This window comes from Williamsia sp. 1135, assembly GCF_002095395.1.
GTDB lineage: Bacteria > Actinomycetota > Actinomycetes > Mycobacteriales > Mycobacteriaceae > Williamsia.
The window spans coordinates 20569-36764 of record NZ_MJEI01000098.1 but is presented as its reverse complement, the minus strand read 5'-3'; the positions used below and the strand labels follow the sequence as shown (position 1 = coordinate 36764).

16 protein-coding genes and 1 tRNA gene are annotated in these 16196 nt (G+C 64.2%); 6 read left to right on the top strand and 11 right to left on the bottom strand.

The genetic code is table 11. From position 1 onward, the window contains the following. Window positions 1-202 precede the first annotated feature (202 nt). The 5 genes from BFL43_RS17185 to BFL43_RS17165 all read right to left on the bottom strand — a co-directional run bounded on the left by BFL43_RS17185 (window position 203) and on the right by BFL43_RS17165 (window position 4526). Window positions 203-796: a PepSY domain-containing protein gene (locus tag BFL43_RS17185; protein WP_084893718.1), complete on the bottom strand. Its 594-nt coding sequence runs from the start codon at window positions 794-796 to the stop codon at window positions 203-205. Between the two features lie 131 nt (window positions 797-927). Further along, window positions 928-2289, bottom strand: coding sequence for an ATP-binding protein (locus BFL43_RS17180; RefSeq protein ID WP_084893717.1), 1362 nt, complete (start codon window positions 2287-2289; stop codon window positions 928-930). Next, the gene (locus BFL43_RS17175; RefSeq protein ID WP_084893816.1) at window positions 2282-2956 is read right to left on the bottom strand and encodes a response regulator transcription factor; all 675 of its coding nucleotides are present in this window, start codon (window positions 2954-2956) and stop codon (window positions 2282-2284) included. The genes BFL43_RS17180 and BFL43_RS17175 overlap by 8 nt, the downstream gene beginning before the upstream one ends. Before the next feature lie 91 nt (window positions 2957-3047). After that, window positions 3048-3812: a VOC family protein gene (locus BFL43_RS17170; protein ID WP_084893716.1), complete on the bottom strand. Its 765-nt coding sequence runs from the start codon at window positions 3810-3812 to the stop codon at window positions 3048-3050. Window positions 3813-3938: 126 nt separating this feature from the next. Beyond that, window positions 3939-4526, bottom strand: a complete 588-nt coding sequence (locus tag BFL43_RS17165) for an alpha/beta hydrolase (RefSeq protein ID WP_240498323.1) — start codon at window positions 4524-4526, stop codon at window positions 3939-3941. Between the two features lie 445 nt (window positions 4527-4971). On the opposite strand from BFL43_RS17165, the gene BFL43_RS17160 reads away from it, so the two are divergent. The 6 genes from BFL43_RS17160 (at window position 4972) to BFL43_RS17135 (ending at window position 10212) form a co-directional block, all read left to right on the top strand. Further along, a complete protein-coding gene (locus BFL43_RS17160) occupies window positions 4972-5637 on the top strand; it encodes a HEAT repeat domain-containing protein (protein WP_206186696.1) in 666 nt (221 codons plus the stop codon). 2 nt (window positions 5638-5639) lie between these two features. Beyond that, complete coding sequence (locus BFL43_RS17155; RefSeq protein WP_084893714.1) at window positions 5640-6677, top strand: HEAT repeat domain-containing protein; 1038 nt, start codon at window positions 5640-5642, stop codon at window positions 6675-6677. A 32-nt stretch (window positions 6678-6709) separates the two neighbouring features. Next, a complete protein-coding gene (locus tag BFL43_RS17150; RefSeq protein WP_084893713.1) occupies window positions 6710-7426 on the top strand; it encodes a Clp protease N-terminal domain-containing protein in 717 nt (238 codons plus the stop codon). Between the two features lie 115 nt (window positions 7427-7541). After that, window positions 7542-7892 carry a hypothetical protein gene (locus BFL43_RS17145; RefSeq protein WP_084893712.1) on the top strand — a complete coding sequence of 117 codons (351 nt, stop codon included), beginning with the start codon at window positions 7542-7544 and terminating at the stop codon, window positions 7890-7892. A 92-nt stretch (window positions 7893-7984) separates the two neighbouring features. Further along, a complete protein-coding gene (locus BFL43_RS17140) occupies window positions 7985-8803 on the top strand; it encodes a DNA-formamidopyrimidine glycosylase family protein (RefSeq protein WP_084893711.1) in 819 nt (272 codons plus the stop codon). A 74-nt stretch (window positions 8804-8877) separates the two neighbouring features. Beyond that, entirely contained in the window at window positions 8878-10212 is a 1335-nt protein-coding gene (locus BFL43_RS17135) for an NAD(P)/FAD-dependent oxidoreductase (protein ID WP_084893710.1), read from the top strand. 148 nt (window positions 10213-10360) lie between these two features. On the opposite strand, the gene BFL43_RS17130 is transcribed toward BFL43_RS17135, so the two are convergent. The 6 genes from BFL43_RS17130 to BFL43_RS17105 form a co-directional block, all read right to left on the bottom strand. Then, window positions 10361-10434, bottom strand: a tRNA-Pro gene (locus tag BFL43_RS17130). A 74-nt stretch (window positions 10435-10508) separates the two neighbouring features. After that, on the bottom strand, window positions 10509-10964 hold the full coding sequence (locus BFL43_RS17125) for a MarR family winged helix-turn-helix transcriptional regulator (protein ID WP_168176666.1): 456 nt from the start codon (window positions 10962-10964) through the stop codon (window positions 10509-10511). 2 nt (window positions 10965-10966) lie between these two features. Further along, window positions 10967-12562, bottom strand: a complete 1596-nt coding sequence (locus BFL43_RS17120) for an MFS transporter (RefSeq protein ID WP_084893708.1) — start codon at window positions 12560-12562, stop codon at window positions 10967-10969. Window positions 12563-12717: 155 nt separating this feature from the next. Continuing rightward, the gene (gene der, locus BFL43_RS17115) at window positions 12718-14145 is read right to left on the bottom strand and encodes a ribosome biogenesis GTPase Der (RefSeq protein WP_084893707.1); all 1428 of its coding nucleotides are present in this window, start codon (window positions 14143-14145) and stop codon (window positions 12718-12720) included. Beyond that, window positions 14142-14843 (bottom strand): (d)CMP kinase, encoded by a 702-nt coding sequence (gene cmk, locus BFL43_RS17110; protein WP_084893706.1) that lies wholly within the window; start codon window positions 14841-14843, stop codon window positions 14142-14144. The genes der and cmk overlap by 4 nt, the downstream gene beginning before the upstream one ends. After that, a complete protein-coding gene (locus BFL43_RS17105) occupies window positions 14840-16174 on the bottom strand; it encodes a pseudouridine synthase (RefSeq protein ID WP_084893705.1) in 1335 nt (444 codons plus the stop codon). Before BFL43_RS17105 ends, cmk begins: the two co-directional genes overlap by 4 nt. Window positions 16175-16196 lie beyond the last annotated feature (22 nt).

Here is a 16196-nt window from a genome sequence, read left to right as displayed (position 1 = left end):
AAGCTAAATCAGCTAATCCAACTACGAAAGAACCTAAAAGCAGACCTCGACATAGTATGCTCCGGACGGAAACTGGTTTTTTCACCGACGACGGGAGACCTTGCTATATCCATCCTTAGAGATTTCACAGTGCATCTAGATGCACTCGTCATCGCGAAATATCCCGCAGCAAGAAGGATGTAGCATAAATTAAAGTCTCGGTTTAGCGCGAGATAGAAACCGCCAGTACGCTGAAATCAACATTCAGATCAACGTCGACCTCAGACCCATCGGCGAGCCGCACTTCGACGTCGAACGCATGGCCCGGGTCGTCGCTGCGTTCTGCATCGGTCACCGTTCCGCCGCCGGCAGCTGCGATCGCGGCGTCGGAGGCCCGCTGGAGTTCTTCGCCGACGAGATCGTCGGGGTCCACCGGAGCGGCGACCGGCGGTGCGGTGGTGGGCGCCACGGGAGGCGCGGTCTGCTCGCCGTTCGTCGGCGCAGCATCGTCGTCATCGCGGTCGACCTTCAACACCTTGAAGCCTTCATCGAGGGTGATCTCGTACTCGACCCCGTCTGAGCCGATGACGTCGAGGTCGTAGGTGGTGATGCCGCCGTCGTCGTCCCTGTCGGCGCTGGTGACCGATCCCCCACCGACCTCGGCGATGGCGGCGCCGGTCGCCCGATCCAGATCGTTGCCGCTCAGGTAATCTGATCCGCCGAAACCGTCCGTCACCGCGTAGGCGATGCCGGTGCCACCGAGAGCCAAGATTGCTGCACTGGCGACTCCGGCGATGACGATGGTCTTCTTGGGCATGTGATGCTCCTTCTCGTTGGGGTAGTGGCATCACCTTCTCGCGCAGTCGCTGAACCCAGCCTGAAACCACCCAGCGTGTAGTTGTCGCGAAACTCACACGGGCGATGCCGCAACAAGTACACGGTCGGCTCTCACATGGGCAGTCTGATCTCGAATCGTGCCCCACCGAGGGCACTGTCGACCACTCGCACCGAACCCTCATGCGCCGCAGCAATTTCGGCGACGATCGCCAGCCCCAGACCCGCGCCACCGGCATCGCGCGCACGTGATTCATCCAGGCGCACAAAGCGTTCGAAGATGCGCTCACGGTCACCCTCCGGCACACCGGCGCCGTCGTCCTCCACGGCAACCAGGGCGACCGGTTCGCGGCCATCCACCACCTGCGTCGAGATCGCGACTTTCTCGCTTGCGTGTCGCACGGCATTGTCGACCAGGTTGCGTATGGCACGTCCGAGCATCGCCTCGTCGCCTCGGACCCGAGCAGCTGTGATCTTCGACCCGTCGACGACCAACTCAGCTGCATCGGCGCGAACACGGCTGACCTCGCGGAGTGCCGCGTCGTCGAGATCAACGTCGCGGACAGTCAGGTGCAGAGTCGCCTCGTCGGCGCGGGCAAGCAGCAGCAAGCTGTCGACCAAGCCACCCATCCGCTCGGACTCGGCCTTCACTGTTGCGGCGAACTCGTCCGGCGAGATCTGGCCGGGATACGACAGTGCGACCTCCGCGTTCTGACGCAACGAGCTGATGGGCGAACGCAATTCGTGCGATGCGTCCGAGACGAAACGGCGCTGGCGAACCTGCGATGTCTCGAGCCTGCCGAGCATGCCGTTGAGGGTCGAGGCCAACCGGTCGATCTCATCCCCAGAACCCGGGATGCCGACCCGCCGGCTCAGATCAGCGGCGGTGACCTGTTCGGCTTCACGGCGCAACCGCTCGACCGGCCGCAACGCACGTCCGACGACGATCCAGCAGGTCAGCCCGACGAAGACCACAACGACCGGCACCGCGAAGAAGAGCAGGGTTCGCGTGGCATCGACGGCATCGGCACGGGTTTCGTCGTCGACGCCCGCCACCAACACTGTTCCGTCATCGCGTTCTTTCGTCACGATGACCAGCCGGTCACCCTCGTCACCATCGGACTCGACGACCGTCACGGCCGCGGGGTCTTCGAGGTCGGCGGTCACGAGCGGCGCAGCCCCCTCGAGTTCATCGGTCGCGCCGACGACCCGGCCTGCTGAGATCAACTGCGCGTATCCGTCGATGTCGGCCAACGCTGCTGCGGCCCGCGTCGACCCGCCCGCTTGTTCGACGATCGTCTCGTAGCGAGAAGCCTCACTGTCGGCGGCTGATTCGGCGGAGTCGCGCAGCGTGGCAGAGAGGATCATGACGAAGGCCACTCCCCCGACGACGAGTGCAAGCGCCACGACTGTGGTGGCGATGAGGGTGATGCGAGCGCGCACCGACTTCAGGCGCCGCCGGTTCTTGTCAGGCATCGTCGACCACCCGGTAGCCGGCACCGCGCATTGTCTCGATCGACGACCGACCGAATGGCCGATCAACCTTGTTGCGCAGATGGCGAATATAGACCTCGACGATGTTCGGGTCACCGTCGAAGTCGAAGTCCCATACGGCACCCAGGATTTCCGACTTCGACACCACCGCGCCCTTCTTCGACACCAGGAACTCGAGCACACTGAACTCTCTCGCGGTGAGTTCGATCGCGGTGGCACCGCGGGACACGCGTTTGGCCGCCGGATCTATCGCCAGATCACCCACCGTGAGCACCGTGGGTCGCTCTCCACCGCCCCGACGGATCAGGGCCCGTAGCCTCGCGAGCAGCACCGGAAACGAGAACGGTTTTGTGAGGTAGTCGTCGGCTCCGGTGTCGAGAGCCTCGACCTGGTCGAGGTCACCGTCCTTTGCGGTGAGCATGATGACCGGCGTCCAGTTCTGCGCCGAACGCAACTGCGCGCAGATCTGGTAGCCGTTCATCCCCGGAAGCATGATGTCGAGCACGATCACCGCATAGTCGTTTTCCTGGGCCAGCCACAACCCATCGGTGCCGTTGGTCGCGGTGTCGACCGCGAAGCCCTCTGCCTCCAAACCAGCTGCGATGGCCCGCAGCAGGCCGGCCTCGTCGTCGACCACAAGGACGCGGATACCGATCTCCTTCGAACGTCGGGGCACACAGCTGGGTGTTCCAGCCTAGTGTCCGGTCAGCTCGCTGAATCTCAGCTGAAGGCAGTTCGGGTCAGTCGGTCGTGACCTTCCAAGTGAATCCGTCCGGGTCGGTGAACCGTCCCGCGTACCCACCTTCGACCGCGGAGGCCGGTGCGGAGATCTGGCCTCCCGCCGAGGTTACTGCAGCCAGCAATCCGTCGACTGCCTCGCGGGACAGCTGGCGGCTGACCAACACTGACGTGCCGCCCCCGCTACCCGCATCCGACACACCCGCGTCTTTCGCCAACTCCGAGCGGCGGAGCAGACCGAGCCTCGAGGCGCCCGCGTCGAACTTGAAATCGATGAACTTCTTGCCGTAGTCGCGGTCGACCGTCATTCCCAGCGCGGTATAAAACGACTTGGACGCCTTCGGGTCATCGACGCCCAGGATGCAGACGGTCTCGGTGGGCTTCGGGGGCTCTGCGGCCGGACCGGAGTCCTTCTTCTTGTCAGTGGCGAGCTTCCAGATCGCACCGTCGGGTGCGCGGAAGACTGCGGTGAATCCGCCGAAGAATCCCTTCTTCGCGGGCTTGAGGATCTCCCCGCCCGCTGCGGCAGCAGCAGCGAGCAGAGACTCCACCTCGCTCGGCTGATCGACGATGTAGCTGACGACGAGCCCCTGGAAGTCAGTTACCGCACCCGAGGTCACGGCGGCTTCAAGGGCCAGAACACCCGCACCGTGCAGATCGAGCGACGTGTCCGGCAGCGAGAAAGTCGACGAGTAGAACGAACGTGCATCGTCGATCGTGGGCACAGCAATGGTCAGTACGTCGAGTGACAGCTTCGCGTTGGTCATGCCGAGGACACTATGTACTCCCGGTCGCGCCGCGCTTCTCGATTCCTGACCGGTTGGCCCGTCGAACGTGTAATTGTTGCGAACTCATCCCGGGCGATACTGCAGGACCTGCCCGGTGGGGAAACCTCACATCCGTATGTGCTCGACGACGGCCGCTTGAATCTCAGCTGCGTCAGGACCCAGCCACGCCGACAGGTGCGTGCCGACGTCCACGGTGATGAGTCGCGAGTTCGCAATCGATCCGGCCGCGTGAGCACTCTGCTCGTACGGCACGTCCGCGTCGGTTTTGGCATGGATCAACAGGACCGGAACTCTCACGTCGGTCAGCGGCAGGTCCAGATCCTTGAATTGGCGGAAATCGTTCTCGAAGCCGTCTTTTCGTGGTCCCGTCACGGTGTCGAAGAGTGTCGTCGCGAACTCCCGCTGACTGTCGTCCGCCATGATCTCGGACGTCAGCTGCTTCGCTTGCGAACGGGTGAGATCGCCTTCACCCAACATCAACGTGGAGATGGCGGTAGCCGGCGCTTTCTCGGCCAAGGTGGTGGCAAACCAGGTGCCGAGCCGTCCGAACAGCATCTTCTCTTCCCCGAGTTCGACCCGTCCGCGCAGCGTCCCGGCGGGATCGAACTCGGTGCTTACGGCCGCGACTGCAACGACCGCGGTGATGCGCTCCGGATACAGTGCCGCGAGGGGCGTAGGTCGCGGGTCCTCCACCCGACCAGCAGACCACTGCGAATTGCTCGATGTCCAACTCCGACAACAGTGTTGCCAGCACTACCGCTTGCTGCTCGGGGGTCCGATTGTTCTCCGCGAGTGGAGTATTGAGATACCCCGGTCGTGAGACCGAGACGACACGGTGCCGATCGGCCAGGAACCGGGTCATCAGAGCGCCCAGTTCGCATCCGCCCGGGGAGCCGTGAACGAACAGGACCGGTGACCCGGTGCCGATGTCGAGGTATTCGATGGGGCCTACGGACGTTTGCGCGACGCGACCGGCCGGAAGATCGAAGTGAGCTGTCATCGCGTCGGTCCTCCACAGTCGGGGGGTGATCGTGGAAATGGTAGTGGTCCCGCAATCATGAGGGGCCGAAATAGTGCGTCCCAGGCTTGACCTTGACACAGTGAGAAGGTCAAGACTGGTAGCCAGGAGGTGGTTCCCATCAGCACGCCACACAACGACCAGAACACCCGGTTGCGATCTGCGCTGAGCGCACCGAACTCGTCGATCCGCCTGAGGGCAGCGCTCGCGGCGGGGACGACTCCCGACCCCAGCTTCGTCCAGGTGTTGGTCGAGCGGTGTGCAATTGAACCGGACTTCTTCGTCCGCGACATGCTGACCTGGGCACTGACCCGGCACTCGGTGGAGCTCACCGTTCCGACACTGCTGACCGAACTCCATTCGAACACCCCGCAGGCCCGAAGTCAGTCGCTGCACACCCTGTCGAAAATCGCGGACAAGAACTTGTGGCGGAGTATTCCGAAAAGCCTGCTGCACGACGCCGACGACGAGGTCGCCCGCGCCGCCTGGCGCACAGCCGTTGTCCTGGTCCCACATGACGAGGAAAACGATCTCGCGGGCGAACTGATCACCGAGCTGGGACGTGGAGATCGCGACATGAAGCGCAGTCTGAGTCGCGCGTTGATCGCTCTGAGCGACGCGATATCTCCGCTCTTGAACACCGCGACGACGAGCAACGAACCCGCCATCCGCGCTCACGCGAGGGCCACCGAGCGGCTCCTGGCCGATCCCGAAAGTGAGTTCACCATCACCGCCGACGACGCCAAGCGAATTGTCAATGCAGGCAACGCGATGCAGGACGAGTAGCGGTGCTGATCGGAGAGCTGGCGCGGCGAACGGGCGTCAGCGCGCGCATGCTGCGGCACTACGACTCCCTTGGTCTCGTGAGCCCGCCGGATCGCAGCGACGGTGGATATCGCGAGTACTCGAACGATGACATACTCCGAATCTTTCGAGTCGAAAGCCTTCGGTCGCTGGGGTTGTCCTTGCGCGAGGTCCAACGGGCTCTCGATGACCCGGACTTCACCCCGACCGCATTGGTCGGCGAGCTCGTCGACCAGACCCGCGAAAGACTTGCGCGCGAACAGGAGTTGCTCGAACGGCTTCAACAGGTGAACGACACCGACCCGGGCACCTGGAGCGACGTGCTCGGTCTGATCGAACTCGTGCGTGATCTGGGGTCGGATCGCCCAGCTCGCCGCCAACAGGCAGTATTTTCTGCGACGGAGGACGGTTCTGCGCCTGCCGACGTGCTCGCAGACGCGCTCCTCGTCGAAGTCGTCCCGAACGTCGCAGGCGCACTTGGTTGGTCGCTGGCGAGGCTGGGTAACGACGCCGTCGCTGCGTTGGCGCGCGGACTCGAGTCATCGGACACCGACGTCCGGCGTCGCGCAACTATGGCCATTGCGAAAATTGACGGGCCCGAGGCAACCACGCTCCTTGAACTCGCTCTCGCAGACGACGACATCACCATTCGTAGTCAGGCGGCCATCGAATTGGGTTCGAGAGGTTTGATCCGCGCCGCACCGACCCTCATCGATGCGATCGTCGCGGGTTCGCGCGACGTAGAGGCAGCTGACGCGTTGGGCGCTCTCGCGCAGACTCAGCAAACCGCTGACGAACTGACCGGTGCGCTGCTGGAGGCTCTGGACGAGAGCAGCGAACCCCCGGTGCGTTCTCGCCTGACCCAGGCACTGACGGAGATCCCAGGCGTGGCTGCCCATCTCGCACTGTCGCGACTCATTGATGACGGGGACCTCGCGGTCGCTTATACGGCGAGAGCGGTGCTGAGCAGCCGGAACGCGAGATCCACCCGGAAACACCCCGGCTCGTCAACTAAAGGTTGACGAATCCTTGCCGTCAACCTACGGTTGACGGCATGACGCCCCCCACACCGATCAAGCAGGTTCGCCTCGACGACCTGATCGAAGCCATCACCACTGTCCACACCAATACGCTCGAACAACTGTCGACCGCTGTACTCACTGCGGACCATCTCGGCGATATCGCCGATCACCTGATCGGCCACTTCGTCGATCAAGCGCGACGTTCTGGCGCGTCCTGGACCGACATCGGAGTGAGCATGGGTGTCACCAAGCAGGCGGCGCAAAAGCGCTTTGTAACCAAGGCCGATTCGTCGATACCGGCTCTCGACCCGAGCCAGGGATTCAACCGTTTCACGCTGCGCGCCCGGAACGTCGTTGTCGCCTCACAGGAAGAAGCGCGCTCGGCCGGGCACGCCGAGATCACGACAGGACACCTCACCCTGGGTCTCATCGGCGACCTCGACTCGATGGCCGTTCGGATCATCTCGGGACTCGGCGTAGATCTCGATGAGCTGCGTACCGCAGTGGCAGGCACGTTCCCTGCGCGGGCCACCGACATGCCGGCACTCGTTCCTTTCGACATGGGAGCCAAGAAGGTTCTGGAACTGACTTTTCGCGAAGCCCTGCGTTTGGGCGCCGACAACGCCGGGACCGAACACATCCTGCTTGCCCTGCTGGAGTATGAGAACGGCGAGGGCCCCTTGTCCGCACTCGGGCTGACGAAGGTCGCCGCAGAGGCGCACATGATGACGTCACTACAGGCTCGGTGACTTCGACATGACATAGCAACATCTGCGGAAGTTCATCGGCACTGTGTGGCGTAGGGCACAATACGGTCAACCATGACGTGACGAGCGTCACTACCGGGTGTGCTGAGGGGATAACATGTCGGACGGACACGTGACGATCGTGCAGCTGACGAGGTCGGGTGCGCACGATCGATGGCTCGGTGAGATCACGGACGCAGTGAGGTCGACGCCGTCAGGATCGCACTTACACGTCGTGTTTCCGCCCGAGCACGACTTCTGGGATTTCGTGATCGCGAACCTCGGCGGTTGCTCTGGTGTCACGATGACTTCGCTCCCGAAGATCTACGACTCCGTCTCGGTGTTCAACGCAGCGGCCCTGGCCTTGGCACCATCCGGCCGACCATGGACGTGGTCCAAGCACTGCTCCGGAAGGCGAAGGCCGGCAACCGCTCTGCGCGCCCGCCTCGGCCGACTACAGCCGAGCTGATCCTCCTCACTCCCCCGTTCATCGCACGGCGGAGCGTTCGCCGGCCCGATTCGCCCGTGTTGCTTCGCGCCAGGACGGGGTACACCGGATGAATGCCGGAACTACCTGAGGTCGAGAACGCCAGGCAAGTCGTCGAGAAAGCACTGAACCGGGTCATCGTCGACATCGACGACACCGACACCTTCGAGTGCCGCCCGCATCGCCCGGGCGAGATCGCCCGGGCACTCAAGGGCGGCCAACTCACCGAAGCCTGCCGACGCGGCAAAGCCATGTGGTGCGAAACCGTGACCGCGGACGGGACACCCGGTCCCACTCTCGGGATCCATCTCGGTATGGGCGGGCGAATCATCGTCACCGCGCCGGATGGTGAGCAGACGTCGCGCTATGGCGGTGGTGATCCCCACGTCGGTGAACGCGACACCGACAAGCCCGAGTGGACGCGGTTCGCCATGACGTTCGACGACGGTGGTCAACTTCGCCTCTTCGACAAGCGACGCCTCGGCAGGGTTCGTCTCGAACCGAACATCGACGCCCTCGGCCCCGACGCCGCGGAGATCAGCCGCGACGAGTTCCGACGCCGCATCGGTTCCAGCGGAGCCCCGCTCAAAGCGAGGCTGCTCGATCAAGCTGCCATCGCCGGCATCGGCAATCTGCTCGCCGACGAAGTGTTGTGGCAAAGCGAGCTGTCACCGTCGCGTCGCGCCAAAACCCTGACCACAGACGAACTGGACGAGCTACGGGTGATCCTGCGCCGTGCCATCCGGTCCGCGATCAAGAAGGGTGGCGTCCACACCGGCGAGATCATCCCGTACCGCAAGACGGACGCCACGTGCCCACGATGTGACGCCCCGATGTCGCGTGGAACCGTCGGCGGACGAACGACATGGTGGTGTTCGCGCGAACAGTCGTGATTTTTCGTGCTTCGATGGGGCCAGCGCCAGCAGTGCATGTCGCATTCACGAACTGCCGATAGATCGGAACGACCTTGACAGATTTTGACACTCTGATCGTCGGCGCAGGGATTGCCGGACTGACCGCTGCACGAATCCTTGCGAGCCAGGGCCGGCAGGTCGTCGTCCTGGAGGCACGTGACCGGGTGGGCGGCCGGGTCTGGACGTCGCGCAGCGACGGTGAGGTCGTCGACCAGGGCGCGTCCTGGATTCACGGTGTCGACGGCAACCCTGTCGCCGACGCAGTCGACGCCTTCGGCATGCGGACCGTCGAGTTCACCGTCGGCAGCTACCAACCCGACGGGCGACCGATCGCCTATTACTCCCCCACCGGAACGCGTCTGAGCGACGAGGCCACCGAGCGATTTGTGTCTGATATCTACTCGTTCAATGAGTACTTCGCGACGACCATCGCAACATCGGCACCCCACACTTCCTTCGGCGAGGCGGTGGAAACGACGTTCAGCCAATTGAAGTGGGACGACGACCGGGCGATGCGAGTTCGGGAGTTCCTACGCCACCGGACCGAGGAGCAACTCGGCGTGTGGCTCGACGACCTCGACGCGCACGGTCTCGACGACGATGCGATCGACGGGGACGAAGTCGTGTTCCCCGACGGTTACGACGAACTCGCCACGCATTTGGCCCAGGGACTCGATGTGAGGCTCCAACATGAGGTGACGCGTGTGACGTGGACGCCCGGCGGTGCTACCGCCGACACCCGCCATGGCCCGTTCTCCGCCACCCGAATCGTGGTCACAATCCCGATCGGGGTGCTGAAGTCACCAGGGTTCGTGATCGATCCGCCACTGCCCGAACACCATTCGCAGGCCTTGGACAGGCTCGAGATGAACGCGTTCGAGAAGGTTTTCCTGCGCTTCCCCCACAAGTTCTGGGACGACGACGTCTACGCGATTCGTCAACAGGGTGAGGCCGGTCGATGGTGGCATTCCTGGTACGACGTATCCGACGCGCATGGCTCCCCGACACTGTTGACCTTCGCGGCAGGCCCCTGTGCCCGGGAAACGCGCGCGTGGTCGGACGAGCACATCGCGAACTCCGTCCTCGACGCACTCCGCGGGCTGTACGGCGAGCGTGTCGTCGAACCCGATCGAGTGCACGTCACCCGCTGGCAAGACGACCCGTACTCGCGCGGCTCGTACTCGTACATGACAGTGGGGTCGGACCGAAGCGATCACGATGACCTGTCCATCCCGATCGAGAACGTGCTCTACCTGTCCGGCGAAGCCACCTGGACCGACGATCCATCGACCGTGACCGCTGCCGTGAAATCAGGACATCGAACGGCCGAACAAATCCTGGGACGACCGGTCCCATACGACACGATTTGGGCTGGAGACCGCTCTTAATGGTCGCGTCCCAGCACCACAGACCCAGCAGCTCCAGGCACACCCAGTGTCGCTGCACCTGGGTTTCCCTGGAACGAGTGGGTTTGTGGCCAACTGGCCTTGCGAAACGACAATGGCCAGGTCGATGAAGATCAACCTGGCCATACTGTCGGGCTGACAGGATTTGAACCTGCGACCACTTGACCCCCAGTCAAGCACGCTACCAAACTGCGCCACAGCCCGTTGCGGCTGTTTTCCGGCCGCCGAATGAGATTACCTCAGGCACCACCTGCACCGAAAATCGCCTGGCAGAAGAGCTACTCCAGGTCTTCGATCAGCTTTGCTCGCAACCGGCCGAGCATCGAAACGAGCTCGACCTTTTCTTGCTCGGTGAGCACCGACAAGGTCTTCTGATGGACACTCCACATGAGTTCGTGGCCTTCGGCGAGCACCTTCGATCCCGAGTCCGTCACGTAGTGCCCGATCGACCGGCCCTTGAGCTGCTCGCGACGGATGTATCCGGTTTCCTCGATCCGAGCCGACAACTGGGCGACGGCCTGCGGGGTGGCCAACGTGACGACAGCAAGATCAGCCCCGGTGATACCCGGCTGCCTGGAGATGGCCTTGAGGAGATTGAACTGGGCGAACGTCAAGCCGATCCGGGTGACCAGCGGATCCGCGCGACGCACCGACAGATGGTGGATGTCTTTGACCAGCAAGCCGAACGAGGTGAGATCAGGCGTGGATTCCCCATCGCCGTACGCCTGCGTCATCATCACCTCGCCGATGCCCGAACGTTGCGCGCGTTGACGGCCAATCGCGCAAACACTGCCCCGGAGACTACCGCCACCACCAGCGCCACGGCGGCCGCCACCAGGGCCGTGTTGTGCAGAGCGCTCGTCTGTGCCATGCCGAATGCCTCGGCAACCGGAGATCCCGGCGCGGCACTGTGTGCCAGCGCGCCACCGCGCTGCACGCCGTACTCGTCGAGCAGCGCCGCTCCATCCCGCCGAGCGCCTGTGTCCGCGACCTTCGAGATGTTCTCAGTGGCAGCGGTATTGGCCCACGACACGAGGAGCACACCGAAGACCGCAGGACCCATCGCCCCGCCGAACTGGCGGATCGCGTTGATACCTGCGCTCGCCATACCCGCCTGATGCAGTGGAACGGCGTTCACCGCGGCCGACGTGACGGTCGGCAGCACGATCCCCATGCCGAAGCCAGCGATCGCAAGCCTCCAGCCAACGTCCCAGAGCGACGAGTGCAACTCCATGCCCGAGAGCACGACGAATCCGAGGGCCAACACCACCAGACCGGTCACCAGCACGACGCCCGTTCCCAGTCGGTGGATCAGCACTCCGGCTAGTTGAGAGCCGATGGCGCAAGCGACGAACAAGAAGACCAGCCGCCCGGCCATCATGAGGGCGTCGAGATGTTGTGCGCCTCCCAGGAAGATCGACAGCAGGAACACCAGACCCAGGTAGGCGAACATCGCGACGGCCGCGGCGCCGGCCGCCACCGCGAATACCGGGTTGGCGAACAGCTTCATGTCGAGCATCGGCGAATCGGTCTGCAGCTCGATCGCGATGAAACCACCCAGCGCGAGTAGCCCGATCACAATTGCGACCCACGAGTGGGGTGACCCGAATCCTCCCGCGCCCCCTTCGATGACCCCGTCCACGATGCCGACGATCGCCACGATGGCCAGTACCTGTCCCGGGAGGTCGGCACGCCGGCCGTGTGCTGCCGACGATTCGCCCATCGCCCACTGCGCCACCAGACCCACGATCAGGGCGAGCGGAATGATGACGACGAATATCCAGTGCCAGCTGGCGACTTGGAGTACCGCGCCGCCGACGAACCCGCCGACCGCCAGCGAGAGCACCATGGTCGCCGCCCACAGACCAATCCACCGGCTGCGCTTGCGGAAGTCGGTCTCCACCGCGCTGATGAGGGCCAGGCTCGACGGGATGATCGCTGCCGCACCGATACCCGAGATCAGCTGGCCGAGCCAGAGCAGATGCAGTGACGAGGAGCCGTCAAGCCATCCGGAAGCAAACGACGTCGTGCCACCGACCGCACACAAGAGCAGACCGGCCTGAAAGATCCGGCGTCGGCCGTACAGATCCCCCAGCACACCGAACGACAGGATGAGCGCCGCCATCGGGATGACGAGCAGAGAGATCACCCACTGCAGGCCGGCGGTGTCGGCCCCTGTCGAGCGGGCGATCGAACTGAGCGACACCGACAGCATCGTGATCGGCGCGAACGCGACAAACAGGCCCGCACAGGCGATCAGCACGGTCCTGAGGACGTTCACCTCGACGTGGTTGCGGCGTGTAGGCGCGATCGCGGAATTTAAACCAGTCATGCTCAAACCTCTCGACGCGTAGTAGCAAGGACTTTATATCAACGTCTTGATTCAATGGTAAGGGCTTGATTCGCATGCGGTTTGGCCTCATGGCCGGTTCGTACGACGACGTCGGCCCCGGTCACTTTCTGACCGGGGCCGACGTCTCGACATCACTACTTCTTGCGTTCGCGTTTCTCGCGCACCCGCACGTTCACCTTGACCGGCGAGCCGTCGAAGTTGAACTCTTCACGCAGTTTGCGTTCCAGGAAGCGGCGATAGCCGGCCTCCAGGAAGCCCGTGGTGAAGAAGACGAACGTAGGCGGGCGCGTTGCGGCCTGCGTCGCGAACAGGACACGCGGCAACCGGCCGCCACGCATCGGCGGCGGGGTCTCGGCGATAACCGCCTTGAGCCAGGTGTTGAGCTGCCCGGTGGACACCCGCTTGTCCCAGGACGCCAGGCTCGTCTCGAGCGCGGGGACGAGCCGCTGCACGGCCCGACCGGTGTGCGCCGAGATGTTCACCTTGCGCGCCCAGGGCACCCGCGAGAGGTCGCGGTCGACCTCTTTCTCGAGCTGCAGTCGGCGGTCCTCATCGACCAGATCCCACTTGTTGAAGGCGATCACCAACGCGCGACCGGCGTCGATGATCATCGTCAGCACGCGCTGGTCCTGCTCGGTGATGGGCTCGGAGGCGTCGATCAGCAACACCGACACCTCGGCCGCTTCAATTGCCGAACGGGTCCGCAGAGACGCATAGAACTCGTGGCCACTCGACTGCTGCACCTTCTTGCGCAGTCCGGCGGTGTCGACGAAGTTCCAGATCTTGCCGCCGAGTTCGACGAGCTCATCGACCGGATCAACGGTGGTGCCCGCAACGTTGTCGACAACGGCGCGGTCTTCACCGGTGAGCTTGTTCATCAGCGAACTCTTGCCGACGTTGGGCTTGCCGACCAGCGACACACGACGCGGGCCACCGGTGAGCGTTGTCTCTCTGGGGGTTTCGGGCAGCGCCTCGAGGATCTTGTCGAGAAGATCGCCGGTACCGCGGCCGTGGGCGGCAGACACCGAGTACGGCTCCCCCAGGCCCAGCGACCACAGCGCGGCGGCTTCGGTTTCGATCCGCTCGTCATCGACCTTGTTGGCCGCGAGCAACACCGGGGTCTTCGAGCGACGCAACACCTTGGCGACCGCTTCGTCGGTGGTGGTGGCACCGACGGTGGCATCGACCACGAGCACGATGGCGTCGGCGGTTTTCATGGCCACCTCGGCCTGCCGTGCCACCGACTGCGCCATACCCTTGGCATCGGGCTCCCAGCCGCCGGTGTCCTGCACCATGAAACGCCTGCCGGCCCATGATGCGTCGTACGAGACGCGGTCGCGGGTCACGCCCGGGATGTCCTCGACGACGGCTTCACGTCGGCCGAGGATGCGGTTCACCAGCGACGACTTACCCACATTGGGCCGTCCGACGATGGCGACGACGGGTACCGCGACTGCGGACCCTTCTTCGCCCAGCTCGGTGAACTCGCTGATATCCCAGTCGGATTCGTCTGTCCACAGACCGTCGTCGCCGACGCCTGCTCCATCAAAACTGTCACTCATGCCTTAACCTCGCTCGAGCTCTCTCCGTGAATGCGGCGACGCGCCAACTCGACCAGCTTGGCGATCACCTCTTCGATGCCCAGGTCGGTGGTGTCGACCTGCACGGCGTCATCGGCCGGTCGCAACGGCGAGGTCGACCTCGTCGAATCCAGATGGTCCCGCCGGATCACGTCCTCGAGCACCGTTGCGTAGTCACTGTCTCTGCCTGCTGCCGTGTTCTGATCGTGCCGCCGCTGGGCGCGGGCCTCGGGCGAGGCGGTCAGGAACACCTTGAGGTCGGCGTCAGGAAACACAACGGTCCCGATGTCGCGGCCTTCGAGCACACTGAGCCCACTCTGGGCCAGGTCACGCTGTGCCTGCACCAACCGGGTGCGGACCGCCGGCACCGCCGACACCGCCGACACCGAGCGGGTGACATCGTCGCCGCGAATCTCGCCGCTCACGTCTTCGCCATCCATCAGCACGATCTGCTTGACCGGGCTGTTCGTCACCGAGATGGTCAGCCCTTCGGTTGCCTTGTCGATCGCTTCGGCGTCGTCCAGCGCCACGCCTGCACGCAAAACGCGTAACGTCGCCACGCGGTACATCGCACCGGTGTCGATGTAGTTGGCGCCCAACGCAGTTGCGACCCGACGCGACACACTCGATTTACCGGTGCCAGCAGGCCCGTCGATCGCGATCACTGCACGGTTCGTCACATTCCCACCGCCTTGTAGAGCGCGCCGATTTCGTCGTTACCCATCACCCGCAGGGTGCCCGGGCGCTGCTCGCCGACGTTCACGGCGCCGATGTCGGTGCGCACCAGGCGGATCACCGGATGGCCCGTTTCATCGAGCATGCGGCGCACGATCCGCTTGCGTCCCTCGTGCAGCGTCAACCGGAGCAGCGAGATGCCTTCGTTCACGTCGAGCAGAGCGAACTTGTCGACCTTTGCCGGTCCGTCGTCGAGCTCGATACCGTCACGCAGGGTGCGGCCCAGGCTGCGGTTGACCTCACCTCGGACCGTCGCCATGTAGGTCTTGGGTACCTCGAACGAGGGATGCATCAACCGGTGCGCGAGCTCGCCGTCGTTGGTGAGCAGGATCAGGCCCTCGGTGTCGGCGTCGAGCCGGCCGACGTGAAAGAGCCTCTGCCCCGCCATGACCCGCTCGGCGACGAGGTCACCGATGCACGGACGACCGAACTCGTCGGCCATCGTCGACTGCCAGCCCTTCGGCTTGTTCAGAGCCAGGTACTGATGTTCTTCGTTGACGACAACCCGAGCGCCATCGACACGCACCACAGCGGTCTCGGGATCGATGCGCAGACCCTGCTCCGTGACGACCTCACCATCGACCTCGACGCGACCGGCCGCGATCAGTTCTTCAGCGCCGCGACGCGATGCGACACCGGACTGCGCCAGCACCTTCTGCAGGCGCGTCCCGCCCTTGACGTAGGTCGCTCCGTCGCCGCCGACGTCGAGCGGGTTCTGGTCGCGCGCGGGTTTGGCGTTGTTGAGCCGAACCTGCCCGCTCTTCACATCGGGAGCCGACTTCGGCTTGCCCTCAGGACCCGGCCCCTTACGGTGCGCTTTACGGAAACGCTCGGTCGCGGCGCCCTTGGTCGGCTTGCCGCCAGTAGGTTTGCCGGTCGGTTTTCCACCGGCGGGCCTGCCGCCGGCAACTGCACCCGGGGATCGATCGCGATCGCCGGTCGGACGACCGCGCTCCCCGCTGGGACGGCCGCGCTCGCCGGTAGGACGACCAGTGCCTTCGCCTCGGCGTTCGCCGCGCTCAGGATGCCGGGGTCCACCACGTTCCTCAGACGATCGTCCACCGCGATCGCGGGACGGTGCCCCACGCCGATCTCCCGCGGGGCGGCCGCCGCGATCTTCTGCGGGCCTGCCACCACGATGTTCGGCTCTGGCGCCTTTGTCCCCATAAGGCTTCCGATCACGATCGCCCGAGGAGTTTCCTTCCTCACGCGATCCGCGCCTCTTACCTTTGTCTTTGCTTCTGTCCGGTCTGCCGTCTCGGCTAGCGGGTGCCATGCTCGTATCCCTAATTCCCGTC